Source organism: Amycolatopsis sp. NPDC051128, assembly GCF_040682715.1.
In the GTDB taxonomy this organism is placed as follows: domain Bacteria; phylum Actinomycetota; class Actinomycetes; order Mycobacteriales; family Pseudonocardiaceae; genus Amycolatopsis.
Window position 1 is genome coordinate 54,947 of sequence record NZ_JBFBBN010000010.1, and the last position, 24,867, is coordinate 79,813.

Here is a 24,867-nt window from a genome sequence, read left to right on the forward strand (position 1 = left end):
AGCCAATACCCCATGAGGGGTCGGCCACGCGTCGGCATCGAGCGTGATCCACCCCACACTTCCCTGAATTTCTCAGCCCGGTCAGGACAGGTGCGAGGTGTCGTTCACGAGGCGGACCGACGCGTTCCCGTCCGGGTAGAACTCGACGATCGACAGCGACGCCAGATCGAGGTGCAGCCGGAACAGCAGCTGCGGCCCGGCGTCGAGCCCCATCCGGAGCAGCGTCTTGATCGGCGTCACGTGGCTGACCAGCACCAGCGTCCGGCCGCCGTGCTCGGCGATCAGCTCGTCACGGGCCTTGCGGACGCGCCGGTGCACGACGTCGAAGCTCTCCCCGCCGGGCGGCGGGACCGAGCTGTCGCCGAGCCACGAGCGGTGCAGTTCGGCGTCGCGGTCGGCCGCTTCGGCGAACGTCAGCCCCTCCCAGTCGCCGAAGTCGGTCTCGATGAGGCCGGGGTGGGTCTCGACGCGGCCACCGAGCGCGTCGGCGACCGCCTGCGCGGTCTGCTTCGTGCGGGTGAGCGGCGAAGAGATGATCGGGACAGCCTCGCCGTCGACGACCAGGCCGTCGGTCGCGGCCAGCCGCTTCGCCGCCGCCGCGGCCTGCGCGCGGCCCAGTTCGGTGAGCGGGACGTCGCCGCGGCCGGAGTAGCGCCGCAGCGCCGACATCTCGGTCTGGCCGTGGCGCAGCAGGAGCAGCCGGGTCGGGGTGCCGGTCGCGCCGGTCCAGGCCACCGTCGCGCGGTCCGGCTTCCGGGTCGGCAGCCGCGGCCGAACCGGTTCTCCGGGGGTGCGGGTGGCGGAGCCCCCGGCCCGGGGCGAAGCCCCGGATTCCGCTGCCGCGGCGACGGGCTTCCCGGCGGCCGCGTCCATGGCCTCGTTGGCCAGCCGGTCGGCGTGCGAGTTCTGCGCACGCGGGATCCACTCGTACCTGACGCGGGAGAAGCCGGCGGCCAGCTCCTTGGCCCGCTCGGCGAGCGGCTGCATGTCGGGGTGCTTGATCTTCCAGCGCCCGGACATCTGCTCCACCACGAGCTTCGAGTCCATCCGTACGTCCACAGTGGACGCACCGACCTCGGCCGCGGCGGCCAGGCCGGCGATCAGCCCGCGGTACTCGGCGACGTTGTTGGTGACCACGCCGAGGCTTTCCTTGCGCTCGGCCAGGACCTCGCCGGTGGCGGGGTCCTTGACCACCGCGCCGTAGCCGGCCGGGCCCGGGTTGCCCCGGGAGCCTCCGTCGGCTTCGACAACAACATGCGTTGGGGGGTCCGCGGGGGCGGAGCCCCCCGGGCGGGGTCCGGGGGTTGCACCCCCGACAACACCGTGCGAGCTCACAGGCCCGACTCCAGGGTCCGGACCAGGATCGCGCCGCAGTTCTCGCACTGGATGACCTCGTCCTCGGGCGCGCCCTTGATCTCGTTGACCGTGTTGCGGTCCAGCTCCAGCTGGCAGGCGCCGCAGCGGCGGGCGCGCAGCAGCGCGGCCCCGATCCCCTTGTGCTCGCGGACCCGCTCGTACAGCTTGAGCAGCGGCTCCGGGAAGCGCGGCAGCAGCTTCGCGCGGTCTTCGTCGCGGCGTGCGCGGGTGGTGTCGAGGTCCTTGAACGCGTCGTCGCGGCGGACGATCGCGGCGGCGACCTGAGCCTCGGCCTTGTCGACCTCCGCGCCGGTGCGCTGCGCGTCCAGGCCCAGTGCCTCGCGCTGCTCCATCAGCTCCAGCAGGTCGTCCTCCAGCGCGCTCTGCCGGCGCTGCAGGCTCTGCAGTTCGTGCTCGATGTCGGTCATCTGCTTGGAGTTCACCGACCCGGACGCGAGGAGCTTGCGGTCGCGGTCCTCGCGGGCGCGCACCGACTCGATCTCCTTCTCCTGGCGGGCGATCTCGCGGTCGAGGTCGGAGGCGGCGGTCTCCACCGACACGAGCGCGTCGCGGCGCTCGCGGGCGGCCTTCTCCCCCGCGTCGATCTCGGCCAGTTCGGGCAGGGTGCGGCGGCGGTGCGCGGTGCGCGAAAGTTCGGCGTCCACCTTGGCGAGCTCGAGCAACTGGCGCTGCACGGCGGGTTCGGCCTTCACTGTGCTCCTCTTAATTCGATTTGCGCTCGGCGCGGACGTTCCACGGGTCGGTGCACCGCGTGGAGACGTGAACGTCGACGTTACCCGCAAACTCCCGCGCCACGACCGCCGAGGCTTGCCCGCACCAGGGCCATTCGCTGGCCCAGTGGGTCAGCCCGACCAGCGCGGGCACCGCGTCCGGGTTCGCCAGGTGCTCGCCGGCGGGGTGATGCCGCAGGTCGGCGGTGACGTAGGCGTCGACGCCGGCCGCGGTGGCCTGCGCCAGGTACGAGTCCCCGGCGCCGCCGGACACCGCGACGGTGCGGATCGGGCGGTCCGCGGCGCCCGCCCCGAGCACCCCCGGCACGGTCGGCGGCAGGGCGTCGGCGACGCGCTGGACGAACGTCGCGAACGGCTCGGCGGCGGGCAGTTCGCCGAGCCGGCCGATGCCGGTGACCCCGTCGGCGTTCGGCGCCAGCGGGCCGGTCACGCGCAGCCCGATCGCCGCGGCCAGCGCGTCGGAGACACCGGGGTCGGCGGAGTCGGCGTTGGTGTGCGCGCAGTAGAGGGCGATGCCGTCGCGGATCATCCGGTGCACCAGCGCGCCCTTGGCGGTGTCGGCGGGCACGCCGTGCACCCCGCGCAGCAGCAGCGGGTGGTGCGCGACGATCAGCTGGGCGCCGAGTTCGGCGGCTTCGTCGACGGTCTCGGCGACGGGGTCGACGCAGAAGAGCACCCGCGTGACGGGTTCGGCGGGATCGCCGCAGACGAGGCCGACGGCGTCCCACGACTCGGCGAGCGCGGGCGGGTACGCCCGTTCCAGCACGGCGATGACTTCGGAGATTTCGGAGTGCGCGGACACCCGGCGATCCTCGCATGGAGATTTCCGATCACGCGCCTTCGGCCCTGGCTCGTCACGGTGACGGTGGGCCTCGCCGGGTCCCTGCTCTCCCCGGTGACCTGTCCGGCCCGCTGGGGGCGCCCCCGGCGGCGTCGGATCGTCGCCGCCGCGAGCGCCGGGTGAGCGTCAGTTGCAGTTGCCGCAGCAGCCGCAGCCCTGGCCAGTGCACTTCGAGCAGCACCCGTGCATGATCGCTCTCCTTTCGGTTCGCGTCCTCGCGAGCTCGACGCTAGGTGCCGGTCACGGGCCGCTGGTACCGCCGAGCGGGCGGGTGACCAGGTGAACCCGGCCGTTACGCTCGCGACGTGACCCACATCGTCTTCGTCTGCTCCGGCAACATCTGCCGCTCCCCGATGGCCGAGCTGGTGTTCCGCGCCCGGCTCGGCGACGCGGGTCTCGGCGACGCCGTCCGGGTGACGAGCGCGGGCACCGGCCCGTGGCACGTCGGGGAGCCCGCCGACAAGCGCGCCCGCGCGACGCTGAAGGCGCACGGCTACCCGGCCACGCACGTCGCGTCCGAGGTGTCGGACGAGGACCTGGCCGCCGACCTCCTGCTCGCGGCGGACTCCGGGCACGCGGACTTCCTGCGTTCGCGCGTCGGCGACCCGGCGAAGGTGCGGCTGCTGCGGTCGTTCGACCCGTCGGCGCCCGAGGGCGCCGAGGTCCCGGATCCGTACTACGGCGGCGACGAGGGCTTCGAAGACGTCCTCGCCATGATCGAACGCGCGGTGCCCGGGTTGCTGGAGTGGGTCCGCACCCGGTCCTGACCGGCGTCACAACACTTTCGGTGCCGCCGCACCGGGCGGTTCGTCCCGGCCGGAAACCGCGGGTGACGGAGGTCGGCGGGCGGCCGGGCCCGGGTACGGCCTACCGTGGTGGGGTGCGGTTGCGGTTCCTGCTCCGGCCCGGGTGGCTGGCTCTGACGGCGGTGGTGTTCACCTTCGCCATCTGCTGCTTCACGCTCTTGGCGCCGTGGCAGTTCAGCCGCAACACCGAACGCGAGCAGCAGAACGCCGCGCTGGAGGCGTCGTTCACCGCCGCGCCGGTGCCGCTGGCGCGGCTGCTGCCGCCGGGGACCGTGCCCGGCCAGTACACCGAATGGCACCTCGTTTCGATCACTGGTCAGTACCTCCCGGACAAGGAGGTCGTCGCGCGGCTGCGGACGGTCCAGGGCGAAGGCGCCTTCGAGGTCCTGACGCCGCTGCGGACCACCGACGGCACGGTGGTGCTGATCGACCGCGGATACGTCCGGCTCGACAGCAAGTCCGGTCTGCTGCCGTACGCGCCGCCACCGGCTGGGACGGTGCAGGTCACGGCGCGGGTGCGGGCGGACGAGACCGACCCGAAGAACCGGGACGCGTTCGCCGACGCGTCGACCGGCGGGCGGTTGCAGAGCTACGTCGTCGATTCGCGGGTCGTCGCGCGGGCGGGGAAGCTCGACATCCGGCCCGGGTACTTCCAGCTCGACCTCGGCCAGCCCGGCGTGCTCGGGGCGCTGCCGCTGCCGCAGACCGACTCGGGGCCGTTCCTGTCGTACGCGCTGCAGTGGATCGCGTTCGGGACGATGGCGCTGCTCGGGTGGCTGTACTTCACGGTCCGGGAGCTGAAGCCGGGTGGGGCGCTGACCACGTCTTCCGGTGCTGAGGGATCTTCGGGGCCGTCCTCCGGAGAGCGGACGCGGCGGAAGTCCGTCGCGGAGATCCTGGCCGAGGACGAGGCCGAGTACGCCGAAAGTGGTCCTTCGAAGTAGGCCGGAAATGGCCCTGTGACGAGGCCACTTGCGCTGGTGATACTCGGGTCATGCTGATCCACCCGTGGGACGCCGCCCAGGACGATTCCGAATGGCGGGAGTGGCTGACCGGCCACGACTTCGGCCAGCTGATCGCCGGCGGCGCAGGCCGCGACCTGCCGGTGGTCACGCCCGCGCACTTCGCCTTCGACGGTGACCGCACGATCGTCACGCACCTGGCCCGCCCGAACCCGATCTGGCCGCTGCTGGCGGAGCACCCGCGGGCGCTGCTGACGGTGGTCGACGACTACACGTACATCCGCGCGGACTGGAACACGGCGGCCGGAGCGGACCCGGCTCGCGGCGTCCCGACGTCGTACTACGCGACGGTGCAGCTCGAGGGCGACGTCCGGCTGGTCGACGACCCGGCGGCGAAGGCCGCGCTGCTGGACAAGCAGCTCCGGCACTTCGAGCCGGACGGGGCACGGGCCGCGGTCAGCGCGACGGAGGCCCCGGATCGGCGGCTGCTGCCGGGGATCCGCGGGATCGAGTTCACGATCACGGGCGTGCGGGCGAAGTTCAAGTTCGGGGGCAACCGGACGGCCGAGGACCGCGAGCGGATCGCGACGAAGCTGGCGGAGCGGGGCGGCCCGCTGGACGACCAGGCTTTGGAGCAACTGCGCCGCCGCGGCTGAGAGAGCCCGGACAGCCCCCGCCCGTCCGTGGCAGGGTTTGGGCAAAGTCGCTTTCCGCCGACTCTGCCGCAGCCACCGCTCGCCAAGAGACTTCGCCGGAAACTCCCCCGCCCGTCCCTGGGGGGCGTCCCCGGATCCAGTCTATCGGCGGCAGGCGACAGGAACGCCGAAAAGCCTGCTGAGCGGCGGGACTGTCCACATCCGGACTCGGCTGTGGACTACCGCGCGCCGAGCTCTCAGCGTGACCGGCGCCAGAGGCTCGCCACCGCCGCCAGCAGCACCGAGGTCACCCCGGCCAGCCAGCCCACCACCCGGGACAGCTCCACCGCCCGCGTCACGTGGCCGGCGTCCGGGTTGCGGCCCACCCCCAGCACCGGCAGCTCGGCAACCCCGTGCGGGTACACCGTCCGCCCGCCGACGCGGACCTCCAGCGCTCCCGCGAACGCCGCCTCCACCCGGCCCGCGTTGGGGCTCGGGTGGGCGATCGTGTCGCGGCGCCAGGCCCGCCACGCGCCGCCCGCCGAGCCGCCGACCACCGGGGCCGCCAGGACCGTCAGGCCCGCCGCCATCCGGGTCGGGACCAGGTGGACCAGCTCGTCGAGGCGGTCGATCGCCCAGTGTCCCTGACGGCCGGCGCGCGCCCGGCGCAGCAGGCTGACCGCCCGCGCGCCCAGCAGGCCCGGCACGCCCGCCACCGCGCCCCACACCAGCGGCGCGACCACGGCGTCGGAAGTGTTCTCCGCCAGCGTTTCCACCGAGGCACGGGACAGCGCGACCGCGCCCAGCCCGTCGGCCACCCGGGGGTCCAGTTCGGACAGTGTCGAGCGCGCCGGCTCGAAGCGGCACTCCTCGAGGTCGCGTGCGAGCTCGGTGCCCTGCAGCGCCAGCCCGGCCGCGCCGAGCACCGCCCACGTCGTCACCGCCGTCGCCGAGGCCTGCACCAGCGGGCGGCCACGGCCGGCCCGCTCCACCAGCAGCCCGCCGGCCACCAGAGCGCCCGTCACGAAAGCGCCCTGACCCGGCCGGTGCGCGAGCCTGCGGAACGCCGTCACCGGGGGACGCCGCCGGGCGTCGCCGAGGGCGCCGTCCGCCGCCACACCCAGTACCAGTCCGATCGCGCGCGCCGCGCTCACCAATGCCCCCCGGCCGAAGAAAGTCCAGTTCCGGTGGAGGCTACTCGACGCCGGGAGCCGCGTCCGCGAGCAGGGCGATTTCGTCACGTGCCTGGACGACGATGTCCCGCATCGCCCGCTCCGCCCGGTCCGCTTCGCCGGCGGCCACCGCGGCGGCGACCTCCAGGTGCAGGGCGACGGCTTCGGGCTGCGGCTCCGGTGGCATCAGGCCGTGCCCGGTCCGCCCGGTGAGCACCTCCGCGACGACCTCGGACAGCTGCGCGAACATCGGGTTCCCGGACGCGGTGAGCAGCAGGTCGTGGAAGGCGATGTCGAACTCGAGGAACGTCGAGAGGTCGCGGGCCTTCGCCGACCGCGCCAGCCGCTCCCCCAGCGCGCCCAGCCGGCCGCGCTCCTCCGGCGTCGCCCGCAGGGCCGCGTACCGCGCCGCGCACGGTTCGATCGCCGAGCGCAGTTCGTTCAGCGTGGTGAGCGCCGCCGGGCGCGTGGGCCCGTCGAGCTGCCAGCGGATCAGGCGCGGGTCGTAGTGGTTCCACTCCCCCGGCTCGCGGACGATCACCCCGACCCGCCGCTTGCTGCTGGTCAGCTGCATCGTCTCGAGCACCCGGACGACTTCGCGCGCCACCGTCCGCGAAGCGCCGAAGCGCTCCTGGAGCTCTTCGGAACGCAGCACGGTGCCCGGTTCCAGGGAACCGTTCGCGATCGCCGCGCCCAGCGCGTCCAGTACCTGCTCGTGCCTGTCGTTCCCCACCCCCCGAGGCTAACCTCTGACTCGATTAAGTAGTACTTCTTCTTGAATAAGTAGTACTTTTGGGTTTCACTCGCCTGGGCACAACGAAGTGGGAGGTGCGGATGACCGTCATCGTGGTGATGGGGGTGTCAGGCTCCGGGAAGACGACGATCGGCACGGCGCTCGCGAGCGCGCTGGAGGTCGAGTACGCCGAAGCGGACACGTTCCATCCGAAGGCCAACATCGCCAAAATGACCGCGGGAACCCCGCTGACCGACGCCGATCGAGCCCCCTGGCTGGAAGCCATCGCGGGCTGGATCCGGGACCACCGGGCCTCCGGCGGCGTCGTGACGTCGTCCGCGCTCAAGCGCCGGTACCGCGACGTGCTGCGAAGCGGTGGCGACGTCTGGTTCGCCCACCTGCACGGCGACCGCGAAATCCTCGCCGAGCGGATGCGGACCCGCTCGGGCCATTTCATGCCGGTGTCGCTGCTGGACTCGCAGCTGGCCGACCTGGAACCCCTCGAGCCGGACGAGCCCGGCGCGATCTTCGACATCCGTGAGACGCCCGCGGCGATCACCGAGGCCGCGCTGACCGCCTTCCGGGAGCAGGCGTGAACGCCGTCCTCGCCGCCGGCTGGACCGGCCACGACACCCGCCTGATCGCCGCGACCGTCGTCGCGATCGCCGTCATCGTCGTGCTGATCACCAAGGTGAAGCTGCACCCGTTCCTGTCGCTGGTGCTCGGCTCGCTGGTGCTCGGCCTGACCGCCGGGATGCCGGTCGACAAGCTGATCAAGAGCTTCACGACCGGCGTCGGCAGCACCGTCGCGTCGGTCGGCATCCTCATCGCCCTCGGCGCGATGCTCGGCAAGCTGCTGGCCGACTCCGGCGGCGCCGACCAGATCGTCGACACGGTGCTGGGCAAGGCCCGCGGCGGTGCGCTGCCCTGGGCGATGGCGCTCGTGGCGGCCTTGATCGGGCTGCCGATGTTCTTCGAGATCGGTCTGGTCATGCTGATCCCGGTGGTGCTGCTCGCGGTCAAGCGCACCGGGAAACCGTTGATGCTGCTGGGCATTCCGGCCGTCGCGGGGCTTTCCGTGCTGCACGGCCTCGTCCCGCCGCACCCCGGCCCGCTGGCCGCCGCCGGCGCGCTCAACGCGAACGTCGGGGTCACGCTGGCGTTCGGCCTGCTCGTCGGGATTCCGACGGTGGTCGTCGCCGGGCCGTTGTTCGGCAAGGTGGCCGCCCGGCTGGTGCCGGACGCGCAGCCGCCCGAACGGCTCGTCCCCGAGCGCGCCGACACGGACAAGCCGCGGCCGAGCTTCGCCGCGACGCTGACGACGGTGCTCCTGCCGGTCGTGCTCATGCTGGCGAAGGCGCTGTCGGACATCCTGCTGACCAAGGAAAGCCAGGTCAGGAAGATCCTCGACTTCGTCGGCGACCCGCTGATCGCGCTGCTCGCGGCGGTGCTGGCCGGCATGGTGCTGCTCGGCCGCCCGGCCGGGCTCGACCGCGCCCGGCTGTCCACTGTGGTCGGTGACTCGCTCGGCCCGATCGCCGGGATCATCCTCATCGTCGGTGCGGGCGGCGGGTTCAAGCAGACGCTGGTCGACGCCGGGGTCGGCGACGTCATCACCGGGCTGGCCAAGGACGCGAACCTCTCGCCGCTGCTGCTCGGCTGGCTGGTCGCGGTGGCGATCCGGCTGGCGACGGGCTCGGCCACGGTCGCGACCGTCTCCGCGGCGGGCATCGTCGCCCCGCTCGCGGCGACCATGGACCCGTCGCAGAGCGCGCTGCTGGTGCTGGCGATCGGCGCGGGGTCGCTCTTCTTCTCCCACGTCAACGACGCCGGGTTCTGGCTGGTCAAGGAGTACTTCGGGCTCTCGGTCGGACAGACGCTGAAGAGCTGGTCGGTGATGGAGACGCTCATCTCGGTGGTCGCCATCGCGCTGATCCTGCCGCTGTCACTGGTGGTCTAGAGAACGACACCTTCGATCACGTCCGGCAGCAGCACCACGACGTAGGACAACACCGCGGCCGGGGCGATCAGGATCGCGAACCGCTTGAGCTTGCCCGCCTGGAATCCCTGGCGGGCAAGCAGGGCGAGCGTGCCCGCCAGGGCGAGCACGCACAGCACCACGCCCCGGTCGAGGTCGAAACCGTCCTCGCGGTAGGTGTCGGCGAGCAGCAGGCCGATCGCCGCGCTCGTCGCGCACACGCCGCTCCAGGTGTCCGACCCGATGGCGTGGAACAGCCACCCCAGCACCAGCCCCGCGACCACGGCGAGGACGCACCACAGCAGGAGAGTCCCGGTTTCGACGCTGTACGGCATGCCCGGGTACTTGATCCCGTAGAACAGCTTCTTGCCGACGTAGAACGCCGGCACCGCGCAGATCAGCAGGGCGACGCCCCTCGCGCAGGCCGAACGGACGTCCCGGCGCGCGGCCGCGAGCGCGACCAGCAGCACCCAGAACCCGAGACTGTGCGCGATCAGGCGGAACGCCGGCTGGTAGTAGCACCACGACGCGAAGAGGCCGGCCAAGAGGCCGACGACGCCGCAGGTCACCACATGGCGATCCCGCCACCCCCAGGAAGCGGACATCGGGCCACCTTAGCGACCATTGACATGTGACCATTTGGTCACCTATTCTCGACGACGTGCCCGACGACGACCTGGTGTTCAAGGCGCTGGCGGATCCGACCCGCCGGTTCCTCCTCGACCTGCTCTTCGAGCGCGACGGCCGCACGCTCACCGAGCTGGAGACCCAGGTGGAGATGACCCGCTTCGGCGTCATGAAGCACCTGAAGCTCCTGGAAGAGGCCGGGCTCGTCGTCACACGCAAGGAAGGCCGGGAGAAGCGGCACTTCCTCAACCCCGTCCCGATCCGCCAGATCCACGACCGGTGGATCGACAAGTACACCGAGCGCCAGGTCACCGCGCTGCTCGACCTCAAGAACGAACTGGAAGGCGAAGACCCATGACGAACACCGTGCAGGTCCACCGCGTCTACATCAAGGCCACCCCGGAGCGCGTCTGGGAAGCCATCACCAAGCCCGAGTGGACGCGGAAGTACGGCTACACCGGCCTCGCCGACTTCGACCTCAAGGTCGGCGGCAAGCACCGCACCCGCCCGACGCAGGAGTTCATCGACGCCGGGCACACCGGCGACCTCGTCGACGGCGAAGTCCTCGAAGTCGACCCGCCGCGCAAGCTCGTCATCACCTGGAAGCTGCTCCTGGGCCCCGAGCCGATGGCCGCCGAGCCGTACACGACGCTCACCTACGACATCGAGGCGACGAAGACCGCGGGCACCCGGCTCACCGTCACCCACGACGTCACGGACGCGCCGCTCACGGCCGAGATGGTCGCCGGCGTGCACGAGGACGTCAACGCCGGGCCTGGCGAGAGCGCGGGTGGCGGCTGGGCCTGGATCCTCTCCGACCTCAAGTCCCTGCTGGAGACCGGGGAAACCATCGTTCCCGCGCCGTGAGGGGGTCTGGCGTGACCTGTCTCGCGCCGCTTCGAGACAGGTCACGCCAGAGCTATGCGCGCTGGGTCGCCGCCTTCAACGACGCCTTCGCGGCGTCGGAGGCGCCCAGCGTGTCCAATCCGAACAAAGCCGCCCCCACCACGGGGTCGACGTCGACGACGCGGACCACCGCCCGGGGCGCGACCTTGAGGCACCGACGTTCGATCTCCGCGATCACCGGCGCGCCGACGCCGGTCAGCACCCCGCCCCCGAGGACGATCTCGGGAGCGTCCTCGGTCAGGTCCAGCTCGCGGAGGATCACCACGGCGAACACGCTGACCTCCTCGACGAACCGCGTCACGATGTCCTGCGCGACCTCGTCGCCCGCCGCCGCGACTTCGAACAGCAGCGGGCACAGGCCGTGGATCGACGCCGGGTCGATCTCCTCGAAGTGCAGGCCCTGCACGACATCCAGCAGCGTCGGCTGCCCGAAGTAGCCGGCCACGGCCGCCTGGAGCGCCGTCCGCGGGCCGCGGCCGTCCTCGGCGCGCACAGCCCACCACAGGGCCTCTTCGCCGAGCCGGTAGCCGCCGCCCCAGTCGCCGGAGATCTTGCCCAGCGCGGGAAAGCGGTGCACGCGGCCGTCGGGGCCGACGCCGGCGCCGTTGATCCCGGCGCCGCAGACGACCGCGACGCCCACCCCCGCGCTGCCCGCCCGAAGCAGCGCGAGAGTGTCGTTGCCGACGGTCAGCGTGTCGCTCCAGCCGCGGGCCGCGAGGGCCGCGTGCAGCACCTCTTCTTCCCGGGGGAAGTCGAGCCCGGCCAGGTACGCCGAGGTGTGCACCGCGAACGGCCTCTCGCCGAACGCGGGGTAGGCCGCCAGCACCAGTTCCTCCAGCGCCGCGACACAACCCGCGACGCCGATGTTCTGCGGCGACGCGCCGGGCCCGCGCGACTTGCCCAGCACCACGCCGTCTTCCGAGATCACCAGGACCTCGGTCTTGCTGTTGCCGCCGTCGATGGCGATAACCGCAGGCCTCATCCGCGCGCCCAGGGCAGGTACTCGCGGTTGATCTGCACCAGCGAATCCGCGAGCGTGTCGGCCTTCGAATACTGGCCGACCAGCGGGTGGGCCAGCAGCGCGTCGGCCACGCGGTCGCGGCCACCCTTCAGCGCCGCTTCCAGAGCCAGGAACTCGTACGACGTCGTCGCCGCGATGAGCCCGGCGAAGTTCTGCTCCACCGGCGGTTGCGGGATCGCCGTCGCACCCGAAGCGTCCACAGTGGAGCGCGCCTCGATGACGGCGTCGTCCGGCAGGAACGGGAAGGTCCCGTCGTTGCGGACGTTCACCACGTGCTCCTCGGCCGGGCCGCCCGCGGTCAGGGCGTGCACCAGCTGCACGGCGGCTTCCGAGTAGTACGCTCCGCCGCGCTTTTCGAGGGACTCCGGCTTGGTCACCTGCTCCGGGTCGAGGTAGATCTTCAGGAGTTCTTCCTCGACGTCGCTGACGACGTCCGCGCGCGGCCGCTCGGTGCGCTGCTTGGTGACCTGCTCGTCGTGCGCGTAGAAGTACTTCAGGTAGTACGACGGCACGACGTTCATCCGCCGCAGCCACTTCTCCGGCACGGTGACCTCGCCGGCCAGGTACCCGAGGTGCTCCGCCAGCAGCTCGGGCAGCCGGTCGACGCCGTCGACCAGTGCGCCGCGCTCCCAGCTCAGGTGGTTGAGCCCGGTGTGGACGAGCTTGACGTCGTCCGCGCCGACACCGAGCAGCCGCCCGAACTGACGCTGCAGGTTGATCGCGACGTTGCACAGCCCGACCGCGCGGTGCCCCTCGTTGAGCAGCGCGCGGGTGACGATGCCGACCGGGTTGGTGAAGTTGACGATCCACGTGCCGTCGCCGGCGATCTTGCGCACCCGGTCGGCGATGTCGAGCACCACCGGCACGGTGCGCAGCGCCTTCGCCAGACCGCCCGCGCCGGTCGTCTCCTGCCCGACGCAGCCGCAGACGTGCGGGAAGGTCTCGTCGGAGCGCCGTGCCCGCTGCCCGCCGACGCGGAGCTGGATCAGCACGGCCGAAGCTCCGTCGACGCCCTCTTCCAGCGACTGCGTCGTGCGGACCCGCGCCGGGTGGCCGGCGTGGTCCAGGAGCCGTTGACTGAACCCGCCGACGGCTTCGGCGCGGTAGGCGTCCGGGTCGACCAGCAGGATCTCGTCGACGTCCAAAGTGGACCGGCGACCGGCGATCCCGTCGATCAGCTCCGGCGTGTAGGTGGACCCGCCACCGACGACTGCCAGCTTCATCCCTTGACTCCCGTGAATGTGATGCCCTTGACGAACGACTTCTGCGCGAACACGAACAGCACGATCACCGGCGCCATGATCAGCGCGGTGGCGGCCATCGTCATGTTCCACTCGACGTGGTGCATGCCGCGGAAGGACGCGATCGCCAGCGACAGCGGCCAGTGGTCCTGGTTCTCGCCGGTGTAGAGCAGCGGCCCGAAGTAGTCGTTCCAGGTGAACAGGAAGCAGAACATGGCGGTGGCCGCGATCCCGGGCTTGGCCATCGGGATGAGCACGCGGTACATCGCCTGGAACTCGTTGCAGCCGTCGATCTTCGCCGCTTCGAGGTAGTCCTTCGGAATGGTGAGGAAGAACTGCCGGAGCAGGAAGATCGAGAACGCGTCGAAGAAGAAGTACGGCACGATCAGCGGGACCAGCGTGCCGGTGAGCCCCATCCGGACCCACAGGTCGTACAGCGGGACGATGGTGACCTGCGGCGGCAGCAGCATCGCCGCCACGGTCAGCATGAAGAACAGGTTCTGCCCACGCCACCGCAGCTTCGCCAGCGCGTACGCCGCCGGGATCGCCGAAAGCAGCGCCCCCACCGTCGCCAAGACCGAGTACAGCAGGCTGTTGCCGAAGTACTCCAGCAGCGGCGCCTTCTGGAACACCTCGACGAAGTTCTCGAAGTGCCATTCGCTCGGCCACAGGCTCGCCGTCATCGCCTGGTCGCTCTTCATCACCGCGGTGAGGAACACGAACAGCAGCGGCAGCATGAAGATCACGCCGAGGGCGATCCCGATCGCGTGGGTGGCGATGTAGGAGAGCCGCTTGTCCCAGTCGCGCTTGAACCGCACCCGGGGCGGCACGGACGCCGGCGGCTTGCGCGCGGTGTCGGACAGCGTGATCATGCCCACGCTCCGTTCATGCGGGACACCCGCACCCGGTCGGGGGCATGAACAGGCTGGCGCAAGTGTATGTTCATGCCCCCTCCTCCTGATGCTGGGACTTCCGCAGCTGCCGCACCAGAATCCACGTGAAGCCCGCTGAGACGATGAACAGCAGCACCGCCATCGCCGCCGCGTAGCCCATGTTGAAGTAGCGGAAACCCTGGACGTAGAGCCAAATCGGATAGGTCAGCGTCGAGTTCTGCGGTGCGCCGATGAGTTTCGAGTTGCCGGCGACGTCGGCTGTCCCCGCTGACGCGGACGCGGCGACGATCGCCTGGGTGAAGAACTGCAGCGCGTAGATGATCGAGTTGACCACGCCGAACAGCAGCACCGGCGAGATCGACGGCAGCGTGACGTGCCAGAACCGGCGGATCGCGCCGGCGCCGTCGAGCTCCGCTGCTTCGTACTGCTCGGTCGGGACGTCCAGCAGCGCGGCCAGGATGATGATCATCAGCTCGCCGGAACCCCACAGCGCCAGCAGGGTCAGCGCGGGCTTCGACATCGCCGGGCTGTTGAACCAGAGCCCGCCGTCGATACCGACCAGCCGCAGGAACCGGTTGACCGGCCCGAACTCCGGGTTGAACACGAACACGAACGCCAGCGTCGCGGCCGCGGGCGGGGCCAGCGTCGGCAGGTAGCACAGGGTGCGCACCAGGCCGACGCCCGACTTGAGCCGCGAGATCACCGACGCGATGCCGAGGGAGAACACCACGCGGCAGACCGTCAGGACGACCACCAGCCACAGCGTGTTGTACGCGGCCGTGCCGACCAGCGGCTCGCTGGTGAACATCCGGACGTAGTTGTCGAACCCGATGAACTGCGGCGGGTTGATCAGGTCGTACCGGGTGAAGGAGTAGTAGACCGTGGCGATCAACGGGTAGCCGAAGAAGATCAGGAACCCGAGGAACGCCGGGGCCATGAAGAACAGGACGGTCCGGCGGCGCTTGGCCCGGCGGGCCCCCGCCCGCGCCTTGTCAGGCGCGGCCGGGGAACCATCGGTTTTGACGGCTAGCGTGGTCATCCGCCCGCGCCCTTTTGCTTCAGTTCGTCGTCGATCTGCGCGTCCACCTTCTTCAGGCCTTCCGTCAGATCGGGCACCGAACCGGCCTGCCACTTCTCGGCGAAGTCGTTGACCGCCTTGAGGTGCGCGTCGCCGATCGGGGTGGTCTGGTTGGCGACCAGCTTGCCGCTGTCGTAGATGTCGAGGAACGTCTTGAACTGCGGCTGCAGGTCGAGGCGCGGCGAGGTCAGCGACGCCTTGGTGCTGGGCACGTTCTTCAGGCCGTTGGCCATGTCCACCAGGGTGTCGGTGTCCAGGGTGACCTGCTTGATGAGCTCCCACGAAGCACCGGGGTTCTTGGCGCCCTTGGGGATCGCGATGATCGTGCCGGTGGTGAAGCCGCCGCCGTAGTGGTCGGCCATGCTGTCGAGCACCGGCGCGGGCGCGGTGGCGTAGTTGAGCGTCGGTGCCTGGTCCTTGAGGAACGCGGTGCGGAACTCACCGTCGTAGATCATCGCCAGCTTGCCCTTGTGGAAGCCGTTGTCGGCCGAGTACTCGTCACCGAGGCCGGCCTTGAACTGTTCGACCTTGTCGTGACCGCCGAGGAAGTCGATCATCTTCTTCTGGAACTCGAACATCGCCTTCCAGCCGGGGTTGGCGGCGAGGTCCGACTTGCCGTCCGGGCCGAGGAACGGCGCGCCGAAGTTCGGCGCCCAGTACTGGGCCTGGTTGGCGTAGAACGGCATCGAGGGCAGGAAGCCGGCGACCTTGATCGAGCCGTCCGGGTTGAACTCGGTGAGCTTCTTGGCGTCCTCGAACCACTCCGTGGTGGTCTTCGGCGGCGAGGTGATGCCCTTCGCCGCGAACATGTCCTTGTTGTAGTAGAGCCCGAAGACGTCGGCGAGCATCGGCATCGCGCACCGCTTGCCCTGGTACTCGGTGTAGTTGCGGACCGCGTCCGGGATCTGGTTCAGGTCGATCTTGTCGCGCTCGATGTAGGGCTTGAGGTCCTGGAAGCTGCCGGTGGAGCACCACGCGCCGAGGTTGTCGGTGTAGAAGGAGATCGCGACGTCGGGCGGGTTGCCGCCGCGGATCGACTGGGTGAGCTTGTCGTCGTCCTGGTTGCCCTCGTGCTTGATCTCGATGTTCGGGAACTTCGCCTTGAGCTTGTTGAGGCCCGCGGTGACCACGCCGTACTCGCGGTCGGTGAACTTGGAGTACACGGTGAGCGTGAGCTTGTCGTCCTTGCCGGGCGCGGCGGCCGTGTCACCCCCGCTCGGGGCGGCGGCGCCGGAACAGGCGCTGGTCAGCAGGACGGACGCCGCGGCCGCGACGGCTAGCAGCGAGCCGCGGCGGGTCCGGGTGGTAGGGGGCATGGCCCTCCTCCTCATCGGTTGGGGCTACTCGGTCGGGGACGGGTGCTTCCGGCCTCGGGCCATGCGCGACCCGAGGAGCGTGGGGGTGACGACGCCGAAGACGTCCTCCCGGGTGGTGGCCAGCGCCGACTGCAGCGCCCCCGCGCGGACGGCGTTGCCCTGCACCGACGCGCAGCCGACGGGCGTGCGCGGCAGGACCAGTTCGTGCAGCTTTTCCTGCACCAGCGCGGCGAAGCCCGCCCCGCCGGCGCGGCTGGTGTCGCCGCAGAGGAGCACGAGCTGCGGGTCGGCCACCGCGACGAGGTTGGCGATGCCGCCGGCGACCCGCTTGGCGAGGTCGTCCAGGAACAGGTGCCCCTTCGGCGCTTGGGCGACGGCGTCCCAAGCGGTTTCGGCCTTGATGCCGTGCGCGGCGGCGAGGCGGCAGACGGCGGGCGAGTCGACCAGGTTGCCGAAGCGGGCACCGGCCTCGGGCCAGACGTCACCGGTGTCCACAGTGGCCGGATCGGGCACGCGCATCCAGTCGATCTCGCCGCCCCCGCCGGTGGCGCCACGCAGCAGCCGCCGTCCGATCACGACGGCGCCACCGACGCCTTCGGACAGCCACACCATGACGAAGTCGTCGACGTCCTGCGCCTTCCCGGCGGTCATTTCCTCGACGGCGACCAGGTTGACGTCGTTCTCGATCATGACGTCGACGCCGAGTTCGTCGCTGAGCTTCTGCGGGACGTCGAAGCCGAGCCAGCCGGGGATGTGCGGGGCGGAGGAGAGCAGGCCGGTCCGCGGATCGAACGCCCCTTGCGCGCCGATCACGACGTGGGCGAGCTGGTCCCGGGTGATCCCGGCTTCCCCGGCGACGTGCTCGAGGGCTTCCCCGAAGGTCCGGACGACATCGGCGCCCGCGTGGACGGGCAGCGGGGTCCGGTGCTCGGCGAGCACGACCCCAGCGACGTCCGCGACGACGAAGTCGGCGACGTGCGGAGTGAGATCCACGGCGGCGACGAACGCGAGGCCGCCGTTGGCCGCCCAGAGCTGGGCGCGGGGGCCGCGGCCGCCGCCCCGCACGCCGGCCTTGACGACGACGTCGTCCAGCTCGAGCCGGGTGAGGAGCTGCGCGGTGGCGGGCTTGGACAACCCGATGGCCAGCTCCAGTTCGGCGCGCGTGAGCGGGCCCTCACGGAGGAGGACCTCGATGGCCGCGCGATCGTTGATCTCGCGCAGCATCCGCGGGCTACCGGCACGCACTCGTCGTCTCCCGACTTAATTAGGATACTTTACAGACGGTTTCCGGGGACTGTAGTGAGCCGCGGCACAGCCGTCAACGCCCTCCGGAAACGGCCGGGTAACGCTTGACACGGCCGCAGGCCACCTGGCCGTAACGTGCACAGGACGCAACGAAAACGACCCCGGCGGGTCGCCGGGGTCGCTTCTGTCGCAGTTCGTGTTCGGGCGGTTACTCCTTCGCGCCCGCCCAGGCCTTCAGCATCACGCGGGCGATCGACGAGTTCCCCGGCAGGATGATCTCGGCCGCCCCGTTCGCGATCGGCGTCGGCCGGGCCCCTTCGGCGCGAGAGCTGTTCTCGAACGCCGCGCGCACCTCGGCCCGCGACACCCACAATGCTTCTTCGATCTCGCCGTCCGCCGGCACCAACGGCAACGACCGGTCCGCCCGGGCCGTGAAGCCCAGCATGATCGACCGTGGGAACGGCCACGGCTGGCTCCCCAGGTACCGCACGTCGGACACCGAAGCGCCGACCTCCTCGCGGATCTCCCGGACCACGCAGGCTTCCAGGGACTCCCCCGCCTCGACGAACCCGGCCAGCACCGAATAGCGCCCCGCCGGCCAGATGGGCTGGCGGGCCAGCAACACGTGCGAGCCGTTGACGCCCTCCAACGAATGGACCAGGCAGATCACGGCCGGGTCCGTGCGCGGGTATTCCTCACGCCCGCAACCGGTGCACTTGCTCGCCCAGCCGAACTGGATCAGCTCCGTCGGGTGCCCGCAGCGCGTGCAGAACTTGGCCTGACGACGCCAGTAGCGCAACGCCTGCGCCGTCGTGAACAGACCCGCCGACGTGTCGTCCAGCAGGTCGCCGTACCCCCGCAGCTCGACCCAGACCTCGCCGTCGGCGCGCGGGACCTCCTCGACGAAGCCCCAGCTGCCCGCCATCTTCACCGTGTCGGCCTCGCCGGACGGCCCACCCGGCAGCGACCAGTAGTCGACGTCCTGCCACTCGCCGAGGAACACCGCGTCCGCGGGCGGCTCGGCGCCGAAGTCGACGGCTTTGCGGAACGCCAGCACCGAGGATCCCTCGACGACCGGGGTGCGCCCGGTGTCGTCCAGCAGGACGACCCGGGCGTCGGCCCATCGCGACAACAGCCGTGAAGGGTTGGTGCGCAAGTCTTCCTGACGGTCCACAGTGGATCGAGACAGGGTCGGCAGCGCACCGAGGGCGAACGGGGCGGACATCAGGCCGGCTCACCCACGACGACGTCGCCGAGGGCCAGGAGCTTGCGCTCCAGGACGCCCGCGTCGCCGACCACCACGCCGGTGAACCGCTTGGGGGCGAAGTACTTCAGCGCCGCCTCGGCCACCTCCTCGGCGGTCACCGCGGCGACCCGCGCCGGGTGCTCGTTCAGCCACTCCAGGCTCAGCCCGGTCGAAGCCAGCGCCAGCACCTGCCCGGCCAGCCCGGACTGCGACGACGTCGAGGTCAGCAGCGAGCCGATCGCGTACTGCCGCACCGATTCCAGCTCGTCGCCGGCCGGCGGGACCTGCCCGAGGCGGCCCAGCTCGTACCGGGTCTCCAGCAGCGCCGGCGCCGTCGCGTCGGTGGCCGTGTCCGCGTCGACGTTGACCACGGCGGTGCCGTCGGTGAACTCGAACCCGGAGTGCGCCGAATACGTGTACCCCTTGTTCTCGCGGATGTTCTCCACCAGCCGCGACGAGAAGTACCCGCCGTAGGCCAGGTTCGCCAGCTGCAGCGCCGCGTAGCCCGGGTCGGTGCGCGGCACGGTCTGCGCCGAGAGCCGGATCTGCGACTGCACGGCACCGGCCCGCGGCACCAGCCGCACGCTCGGCCCGGCCAGCTCCGGCAGCGGGGGCAGCCGCACGGCGGAGCGGTCGGACGCCCAGCCGCCGAGCACCTTCTCCAGCTCGCCGATCACCGCTTCCGGGTCGATGTCGCCGACCAGCACCAGCACCGAACCCCGCGGCAGCACCGACGCCCGGTGCAGCGCCCGGACCTGCTCGGGCGTCACGACCGCGACGTCCTCGGCCTTCGGCACCTCGCGCGTCGCCGGGTGGTCGCCGTAGCGGTGCTTCTGCAGCGCCTCCCGCGCGATCGTGCGCGGCTGCGTCCGGGAGACGGCGATCCGCTCGACCAGCCGCTCCTTCTCACGGGCGATCTCGTCGTCGGTGTACGTCGCTCCGGTGAGGACGTCGCCGAGCACGTCGAGGAACGTCGGCAGCTTGTCGGCCAGCGCGGACCCGGTGAACACCAGGCGTTCCGGGTCGACGCCGGTGCCGATGTCGCCGCCGATCAGCGCCAGCTCGGCGTCGATCTCGATGCGGTCGCGGCGCGCGGTACCGGTGAGGATCGTCTCGGCGAGCACCTCGGCGGTCGCCGGGTGCAGCGCGTCGTCGCCCGCGAACGGGATCCACACGCGCGCCTCGACCAGCGGCACGGTCGCCTTGCGCACGGCCAGCACGCGCAGCCCGTTCGCCAGCGTGGTGTCCACATGGGACAGATCGACGGCGGCGCGCTGCTCGCCGAGCGGCGGCAGCGGCCGGGGACCCCGCGCGGTGCGGCCGATCTCCTCCGCGCTGCGGTGCGTTGCAGAAGTCACTGCTCGTTGGTCCCTTCCGAAGCGGGCTTGACCACCAGGACGGCGCGCGCGTCCGGGCGCAGCGCCTTGGCCGCCGCCGAAACGGCTTCCGAGGTGACGGCGGACATCCGGTCCGCGAGTTTGTACACCAGCGACGCGTCGCCGTAGAGCAGTTCGAACGAGCCGAGCGCGAGCGTCCGGGACACCAGCCTGTCGTGCTCGGAGTGCAGGCTCGCGGCCCAGCGGGCGGTGACCTTGCGCAGCTCCTCCTCGCTCGGCGGCGTTTCGGCGAGCCTCTCCAGCTCGTCGTCCAGCGCCGCCAGCACGCGCTCGCGCGACACCTCGTGCGGGTGAATCAGGGTGATGGTGAACGTGTCCGGATCGCGGGCCTCGAACGGCCCGAACAGCCCGGCGCCGGCGCCGATGTCGACGACCAGTGGCTCGCGGTGCACCAGCCGCTGCTGCAGGCGGGAGCCGTCGCCGTCGGTGAGCACGCCGGCGAGCACCAGGTACGCCAGGTAGCCGTCGACGTCGTTGATCGGGTCCGGCATCCGGTAACCGATGCCGAGCGCGGGCAGCGGGGCGTGCGGGTCTTCGACCTCGCCGCGCAGCTCGGTGGTCGGCACCGGCTCGGCGAACGACGGCCGCCGCGGCGCCGGCCGGTGCGGGACGTCGCCGAAGTGGTTCTCGATCAGCTTCGTGGCGTTCTCGACCTCGAAGTCGCCGGCCACCGTGAGCACGGCGTTCGCCGGCGAGTAGTAGGTGTCGAAGAACGCCGCGCAGTCGTCGACCGTCGCGCTCTCGAGGTCCTCGAAACCGCCGTAGCCGTTGTGCGCGTTGGGGAACGACGAATAGAGCACCGGCGGCAGGGAGATCCACGGGAACCCGCCGTACGGCCGGTTCAGCACGTTGAGCCGGATCTCTTCCTTGACGACGTCGATCTGGTTCGCCAGGTTCTCCGCGGTCAGCTTCGGCGCGCGCATCCGGTCGGCTTCGAGGAACAGCGCGCGCTCCAGCGCGGCGCTCGGCAGCACCTCGAAGTAGTCCGTGTAGTCCGGGTGGGTGGACCCGTTGAAGGTGCCGCCGCTGGACTGGACGTGCCGGAAGTGGGCGAGTTTTTCCAGGCTCTCGCTGCCCTGGAACATCAGGTGCTCGAAGAGGTGCGCGAAACCGGTGCGCCCCTCCGGCTCGGAGCGGAAACCCACGTCGTAGTGCACGCTGACGCCGACCACCGGCGCGGTCGCGTCGGGGGCGAGAACCACCCGCAGACCGTTGTCGAGGGTGTATCGGACGAGCTCGGGATCGGCCATGGCCCCACCCTACGACGGGTCGCCGATTCCCGGCTTCCCGGCTCGTGAGTGAGAAACAGTGTTTTATCCCTGTTTCTCACTCACGAGGCTTCGGAGGCGGCCACCGCGGGCGGCGGCGAAGGTGCCCGCGAGCGCCGTCGCGAAGGATCCGGCCTGGTCAGGGCGGATGTCGCCGTCGTGCCAGTACACCGGCGGCGGGTGGTCGAGCCTGTCGAACGCGGCCACCCACGGGCCCAGTTCGCCCAGAGCGAGCGCGTACGGCAGGCCACGCGAGAACACCAGTTCACGCTGCGGCTCCGTCAGGTCTCCGGGCCGCACCGTGGCCAGCTTCACGGCGACACCGCGCAGGCGTCGCGCCACGTCGACGCCGGCCCGCCGCCGCGCGGGCAGGGCGGCCGACGTCACGACCGCGGCGACCCCGGCCAGCACCACGATGACGCCGAGCTGGGCGTAGCCGACGGTGAGCGCCGGCAACACGGTCAGGAACACGCCGTAGAAGACGACCCGGACCCCCACGCGGCCGAGCCGCCGGGGACGCCGTGCCAGCCAGCCGCGGCGGACGACGTCGGCGGACAGCTCGGGCGAGGGGATCTCGACGTGCCGCCGCCGCAGTTCGGCGAGGGTCACGGTCTCCTCCGGCACGACGGCCGCGAAGACCGCACGCTCGAAGGCGGTGAGGTGCTCGTCGGCCGGGTTGCGGCGGGACAGGCGCCAGCCGGCGTCCTCGGCACTCACCCACAGGTAGTTGCGGACGGCGAGGTCGAGGACGGTCGCGGCCAGGTCGGCGGGGCCGGGCCGGCCGTGCACGAGGACGCCGGTGTGGCCCGGCAGCACCCCTTCCGGGGACGCGAACTCGCCGCTCTCCGCGACCAGCTCGGCCTTCGGCGGCTCCCCCGCACCGTCGTCACGACGCCGGGCGAAGACCACCAGCGCGGCCGTGACCAGCAGCAGCCCGCCGAAGCCCGCCCAGGCCCAGCCGACCGGGGCGGTGAGCACGAACGCGCCGCCGATCGTCTTCGACGGCACGATCGCCGCGTTCGCGGGGACGGTGCCGGCGGGCAGCTCGACCGTCGCGGTCATCCGCTGTCCCGCGGCCAGGTTCTGCTGGCTGAACCGGGTCAGCCCGGCGTGGTCGATTTGCGCCGCGCCGCACGGGAAGTCCGAGTCCGGCGGCCCGGCCAGGCAGTCCACGGCGGTCGGGATCTCGGGCGCCGCGAAGGACGCCCGGATGAACTTCAGGTCGGTGCTCCAGCCGCCGGCCAGTTCCCAGGTGACCAGGTTCCCGGCGACCGCACCGTCCACTGTGTACCGGACGATCGAGGTGCCGGCGGTGAGGTGGACGGTGAACGCGTCCTGGTCGACCGACGCCGTGCCACTGCCCTCCAGCACGACGTCGCGGACGCCGTAGACGCGGTCGCGGTGGTGCGGCGCGGCGACCCGCAGCGCGACCCGGCGGTCCATGGTGACGCCGTTGGGCACGGAGATCGCTTCGGCGACCGACAGTGAGCCGTCGCGCTCCACCTTCAGCTGGATCTCGGCGCTCTGCGGCAGGGCGGGCAGCGGCGGCTGGTCCTGGGCGGTCACCGGCGCCGCGACCAGGAAGAGCGCGAGGACCACTCCGGTGAGCACGATCAGCGGGTCGCGGTGGCGCGGCCGGACTCGGTGAGCAGCCCGTCGAGCGCGGTCAGGAAGGACGGGAAGTGCGTGCCGAACCGGCGCAGGTCGTGGTCGGTCTCCGTCCCGCCGTACCAGTACAGTCCGGCCGAGCCGTCCGGGCTGTGCTGGTGGAGCCCGGCGAAGGCGCCGAGCCAGCGTTCGGTGTCGCCCAGCACCACCGCGTACGGCAGCGACCGGGAGAACACCAGCTCGCGGTCGGCCGGCGGGATGTCCTCGGCCTTCGCGGTGTGCAGGTAGTCGAGCAGGCCGCGGACCTGCCCGGCCAGCACCCGGCCGCGGGCGGTGCGGGACGGCAGCAGCGCCGCGGCCGCGGCGACGGCGAGCCCGGCCAGCGCGACGGCGACGCCGAGCAGCGCGTACCCGGCCGTGAAGGTGAGCACCGCCGTGGCGACCAGGCCGAGCGCGAAGATCCCGGCGCCGAGCCAGGTCGGCCGCCCGCGGGTGCTGTCAGGGCGGCGGGAGAACCAGCGCTTGGTGACGACGTCGGCGTACATCGCGTCGCTGATCGGGCGCAGGTCGAGCCCGCCGCGGGCGCGCAGCTGCGAGACCAGCACCGTCTCGGTGCCGTCCGGCAGCAGGGTTTCGCAGACCGCGCGCTCGAAGTCGCGCAGGTGCTCGTCGGGCGGGTTGCGGCGGGCGAGCTGCCAGTCGGGCCCCGGCACTTCCGCCAGCCAGAGGTAGTTCCGCACCGCCAGGTCGACGACGGTGGCGCTGATGTCGACGACGTCGACCGTCTCGTCGACGACCGTGCCGACCTGGCCGGGCAGCACGCCGTCCGGGCTCGCGAAGAAGACGCGGTCGCCGTCGCGCAGCAGGACCTCGACCGGGCCGGTCACGGTGGTGAGCGCGCTCGCGTCCTGCTTGCGGCGCCGCCACACGAAAACCGCGCCGGCGACGAGGAAAACGACCAGGACGGCGAAGGCGGCGCCGGTCGGCGGCGTCAGCGCGAAAGCGTTGGCCAGCAGGCCGATGGCGGCGAACTTCGCGTTCGCCGGCGTGGTGCCGGGCGGCAGGCCGACCAGCAGGTCGACGCGGTCGCCGGGCCGGACGTCGTTCTGTTCGAGGCGCACGACGCCGGTGTGGTCCAGCTCGGCGAGGGTGCAGCGCTGGTTCGAGCCGATCGGGCCGGCGAAACAGTCCACAGGGGACAATTGCGGCGTAGGGGCGAGAAACGACGCGGTGAGCTTGGCGAGCGGGGCGTCGAAGCCGCTCGCGACCTGCCAGCGGGCCTGCTGGCGGCCGTTCTGGTCGGCGATGGCGCCGTCGACTTCGTAAGTGACGGCCGAAGTGCCGCCGGTGAAGGTGAGGACGAGCTGATCGCCGGTGACCTGGCTGGTGGCGGCGCCTTCGGTCTCGACGTCGCGGACGGCGAAGACGCGATCCTGGTCGTCACCGGCGGGCACCCGCAGCGGGACGCGCGCGGTGAGCCGCTGTCCACCAGGGACGGTGACTTTCTCGGAGACGAAAAGAGCACCGTCGCGGAGGACCTGGAGGGCGACGTCGGCGGCGGCCCCGTCCGGCGGCGGCGGCACGTCGGCGCCGCCCGGCAGCTGGGGTTTCTTGCCCTGCTCGGTGGGCGAGTTCGGCAGCCTCGGTCCGCCCGAGGGCCCACCCTGCGCGGCGGCGGGCCCGGCGGCCGCGAGGCCGGCCAGCGCGGCCACCGCGGCGGCTGTCCCCCATTTCCTCCACACAGCACCACACCCTAGGGCACCGATCTGTGCCGACACCCGGAACG

The 24,867-nt window shown here is 71.5% G+C and carries 23 protein-coding genes and 1 pseudogene; 7 read left to right on the forward strand and 17 right to left on the reverse strand.

The genetic code is table 11. The annotated features are described in order from the left end of the window. Positions 1–81 precede the first annotated feature (81 nt). The 3 genes and pseudogenes from AB0M82_RS13620 to AB0M82_RS13630 form a co-directional block, all read right to left on the reverse strand. Positions 82–1,254: pseudogene (locus AB0M82_RS13620) on the reverse strand (bifunctional RNase H/acid phosphatase); the annotation flags it as partial. 77 nt (positions 1,255–1,331) lie between these two features. Then, entirely contained in the window at positions 1,332–2,069 is a 738-nt protein-coding gene (locus AB0M82_RS13625) for a C4-type zinc ribbon domain-containing protein (protein WP_364721114.1), read from the reverse strand. Between the two features lie 10 nt (positions 2,070–2,079). Further along, on the reverse strand, positions 2,080–2,910 hold the full coding sequence (locus AB0M82_RS13630) for a Nif3-like dinuclear metal center hexameric protein (protein WP_364721117.1): 831 nt from the start codon (positions 2,908–2,910) through the stop codon (positions 2,080–2,082). A 344-nt stretch (positions 2,911–3,254) separates the two neighbouring features. Here AB0M82_RS13630 and AB0M82_RS13635 point away from each other — a divergent pair, with 344 nt between their 5' ends. The 3 genes from AB0M82_RS13635 (at position 3,255) to AB0M82_RS13645 (ending at position 5,373) form a co-directional block, all read left to right on the forward strand. Then, positions 3,255–3,716, forward strand: coding sequence for a low molecular weight protein-tyrosine-phosphatase (locus AB0M82_RS13635; RefSeq protein WP_364721119.1), 462 nt, complete (start codon positions 3,255–3,257; stop codon positions 3,714–3,716). A gap of 113 nt (positions 3,717–3,829) precedes the next feature. Further along, positions 3,830–4,699, forward strand: coding sequence for an SURF1 family cytochrome oxidase biogenesis protein (locus AB0M82_RS13640; protein WP_364721122.1), 870 nt, complete (start codon positions 3,830–3,832; stop codon positions 4,697–4,699). 50 nt (positions 4,700–4,749) lie between these two features. Further along, positions 4,750–5,373, forward strand: a complete 624-nt coding sequence (locus AB0M82_RS13645) for an FMN-binding negative transcriptional regulator (protein ID WP_364721125.1) — start codon at positions 4,750–4,752, stop codon at positions 5,371–5,373. Positions 5,374–5,609: 236 nt separating this feature from the next. Here AB0M82_RS13645 and AB0M82_RS13650 read toward each other — a convergent pair whose 3' ends face one another. Next, on the reverse strand, positions 5,610–6,506 hold the full coding sequence (locus AB0M82_RS13650; protein ID WP_364721128.1) for a cobalamin biosynthesis protein: 897 nt from the start codon (positions 6,504–6,506) through the stop codon (positions 5,610–5,612). A 40-nt stretch (positions 6,507–6,546) separates the two neighbouring features. Beyond that, positions 6,547–7,257, reverse strand: a complete 711-nt coding sequence (locus AB0M82_RS13655) for an FCD domain-containing protein (RefSeq protein WP_364721131.1) — start codon at positions 7,255–7,257, stop codon at positions 6,547–6,549. Positions 7,258–7,358: 101 nt separating this feature from the next. Between AB0M82_RS13655 and AB0M82_RS13660 the strand changes: the two genes are divergently transcribed. After that, positions 7,359–7,853, forward strand: coding sequence for a gluconokinase (locus AB0M82_RS13660; RefSeq protein ID WP_364721133.1), 495 nt, complete (start codon positions 7,359–7,361; stop codon positions 7,851–7,853). After that, positions 7,850–9,217 (forward strand): gluconate:H+ symporter, encoded by a 1,368-nt coding sequence (locus AB0M82_RS13665; RefSeq protein ID WP_364721136.1) that lies wholly within the window; start codon positions 7,850–7,852, stop codon positions 9,215–9,217. Before AB0M82_RS13660 ends, AB0M82_RS13665 begins: the two co-directional genes overlap by 4 nt. Here AB0M82_RS13665 and AB0M82_RS13670 read toward each other — a convergent pair. After that, positions 9,214–9,840, reverse strand: coding sequence for a hypothetical protein (locus tag AB0M82_RS13670; protein WP_364721138.1), 627 nt, complete (start codon positions 9,838–9,840; stop codon positions 9,214–9,216). The two genes, AB0M82_RS13665 and AB0M82_RS13670, sit on opposite strands and share 4 nt — an antisense overlap. Before the next feature lie 56 nt (positions 9,841–9,896). Here AB0M82_RS13670 and AB0M82_RS13675 point away from each other — a divergent pair, with 56 nt between their 5' ends. Together AB0M82_RS13675 and AB0M82_RS13680 are read left to right on the forward strand one after the other, a co-directional pair. Next, positions 9,897–10,220, forward strand: a complete 324-nt coding sequence (locus AB0M82_RS13675) for a metalloregulator ArsR/SmtB family transcription factor (protein ID WP_364721141.1) — start codon at positions 9,897–9,899, stop codon at positions 10,218–10,220. After that, on the forward strand, positions 10,217–10,729 hold the full coding sequence (locus tag AB0M82_RS13680; RefSeq protein ID WP_364721144.1) for an SRPBCC domain-containing protein: 513 nt from the start codon (positions 10,217–10,219) through the stop codon (positions 10,727–10,729). Before AB0M82_RS13675 ends, AB0M82_RS13680 begins: the two co-directional genes overlap by 4 nt. Before the next feature lie 52 nt (positions 10,730–10,781). Here the strand turns inward: AB0M82_RS13680 and AB0M82_RS13685 are convergent, their stop codons facing one another. From AB0M82_RS13685 to AB0M82_RS13735, 11 genes are all read right to left on the reverse strand, one after another. After that, positions 10,782–11,750, reverse strand: a complete 969-nt coding sequence (locus AB0M82_RS13685; RefSeq protein WP_364721147.1) for a BadF/BadG/BcrA/BcrD ATPase family protein — start codon at positions 11,748–11,750, stop codon at positions 10,782–10,784. Further along, complete coding sequence (locus AB0M82_RS13690) at positions 11,747–13,012, reverse strand: 6-phospho-beta-glucosidase (protein WP_364721149.1); 1,266 nt, start codon at positions 13,010–13,012, stop codon at positions 11,747–11,749. The genes AB0M82_RS13685 and AB0M82_RS13690 overlap by 4 nt, the downstream gene beginning before the upstream one ends. Further along, positions 13,009–13,902, reverse strand: coding sequence for a carbohydrate ABC transporter permease (locus AB0M82_RS13695; protein ID WP_364721152.1), 894 nt, complete (start codon positions 13,900–13,902; stop codon positions 13,009–13,011). The genes AB0M82_RS13690 and AB0M82_RS13695 overlap by 4 nt, the downstream gene beginning before the upstream one ends. Before the next feature lie 70 nt (positions 13,903–13,972). Beyond that, a complete protein-coding gene (locus tag AB0M82_RS13700) occupies positions 13,973–14,962 on the reverse strand; it encodes a sugar ABC transporter permease (protein ID WP_364721155.1) in 990 nt (329 codons plus the stop codon). Then, positions 14,959–16,317 carry an ABC transporter substrate-binding protein gene (locus AB0M82_RS13705; protein ID WP_364721157.1) on the reverse strand — a complete coding sequence of 453 codons (1,359 nt, stop codon included), beginning with the start codon at positions 16,315–16,317 and terminating at the stop codon, positions 14,959–14,961. The genes AB0M82_RS13700 and AB0M82_RS13705 overlap by 4 nt, the downstream gene beginning before the upstream one ends. Positions 16,318–16,341: 24 nt before the next feature. After that, entirely contained in the window at positions 16,342–17,541 is a 1,200-nt protein-coding gene (locus AB0M82_RS13710) for an ROK family transcriptional regulator (RefSeq protein ID WP_364721443.1), read from the reverse strand. A gap of 229 nt (positions 17,542–17,770) precedes the next feature. Then, a complete protein-coding gene (gene nudC / locus AB0M82_RS13715; protein ID WP_364721160.1) occupies positions 17,771–18,787 on the reverse strand; it encodes an NAD(+) diphosphatase in 1,017 nt (338 codons plus the stop codon). Continuing rightward, complete coding sequence (locus AB0M82_RS13720) at positions 18,787–20,166, reverse strand: pitrilysin family protein (RefSeq protein WP_364721163.1); 1,380 nt, start codon at positions 20,164–20,166, stop codon at positions 18,787–18,789. Before AB0M82_RS13720 ends, nudC begins: the two co-directional genes overlap by 1 nt. After that, positions 20,163–21,455, reverse strand: a complete 1,293-nt coding sequence (locus AB0M82_RS13725) for a pitrilysin family protein (RefSeq protein ID WP_364721166.1) — start codon at positions 21,453–21,455, stop codon at positions 20,163–20,165. Before AB0M82_RS13725 ends, AB0M82_RS13720 begins: the two co-directional genes overlap by 4 nt. Before the next feature lie 63 nt (positions 21,456–21,518). Further along, on the reverse strand, positions 21,519–23,084 hold the full coding sequence (locus tag AB0M82_RS13730; RefSeq protein WP_364721168.1) for a DUF2207 domain-containing protein: 1,566 nt from the start codon (positions 23,082–23,084) through the stop codon (positions 21,519–21,521). A gap of 2 nt (positions 23,085–23,086) precedes the next feature. Then, a complete protein-coding gene (locus tag AB0M82_RS13735; RefSeq protein ID WP_364721171.1) occupies positions 23,087–24,823 on the reverse strand; it encodes a DUF2207 domain-containing protein in 1,737 nt (578 codons plus the stop codon). Positions 24,824–24,867 lie beyond the last annotated feature (44 nt).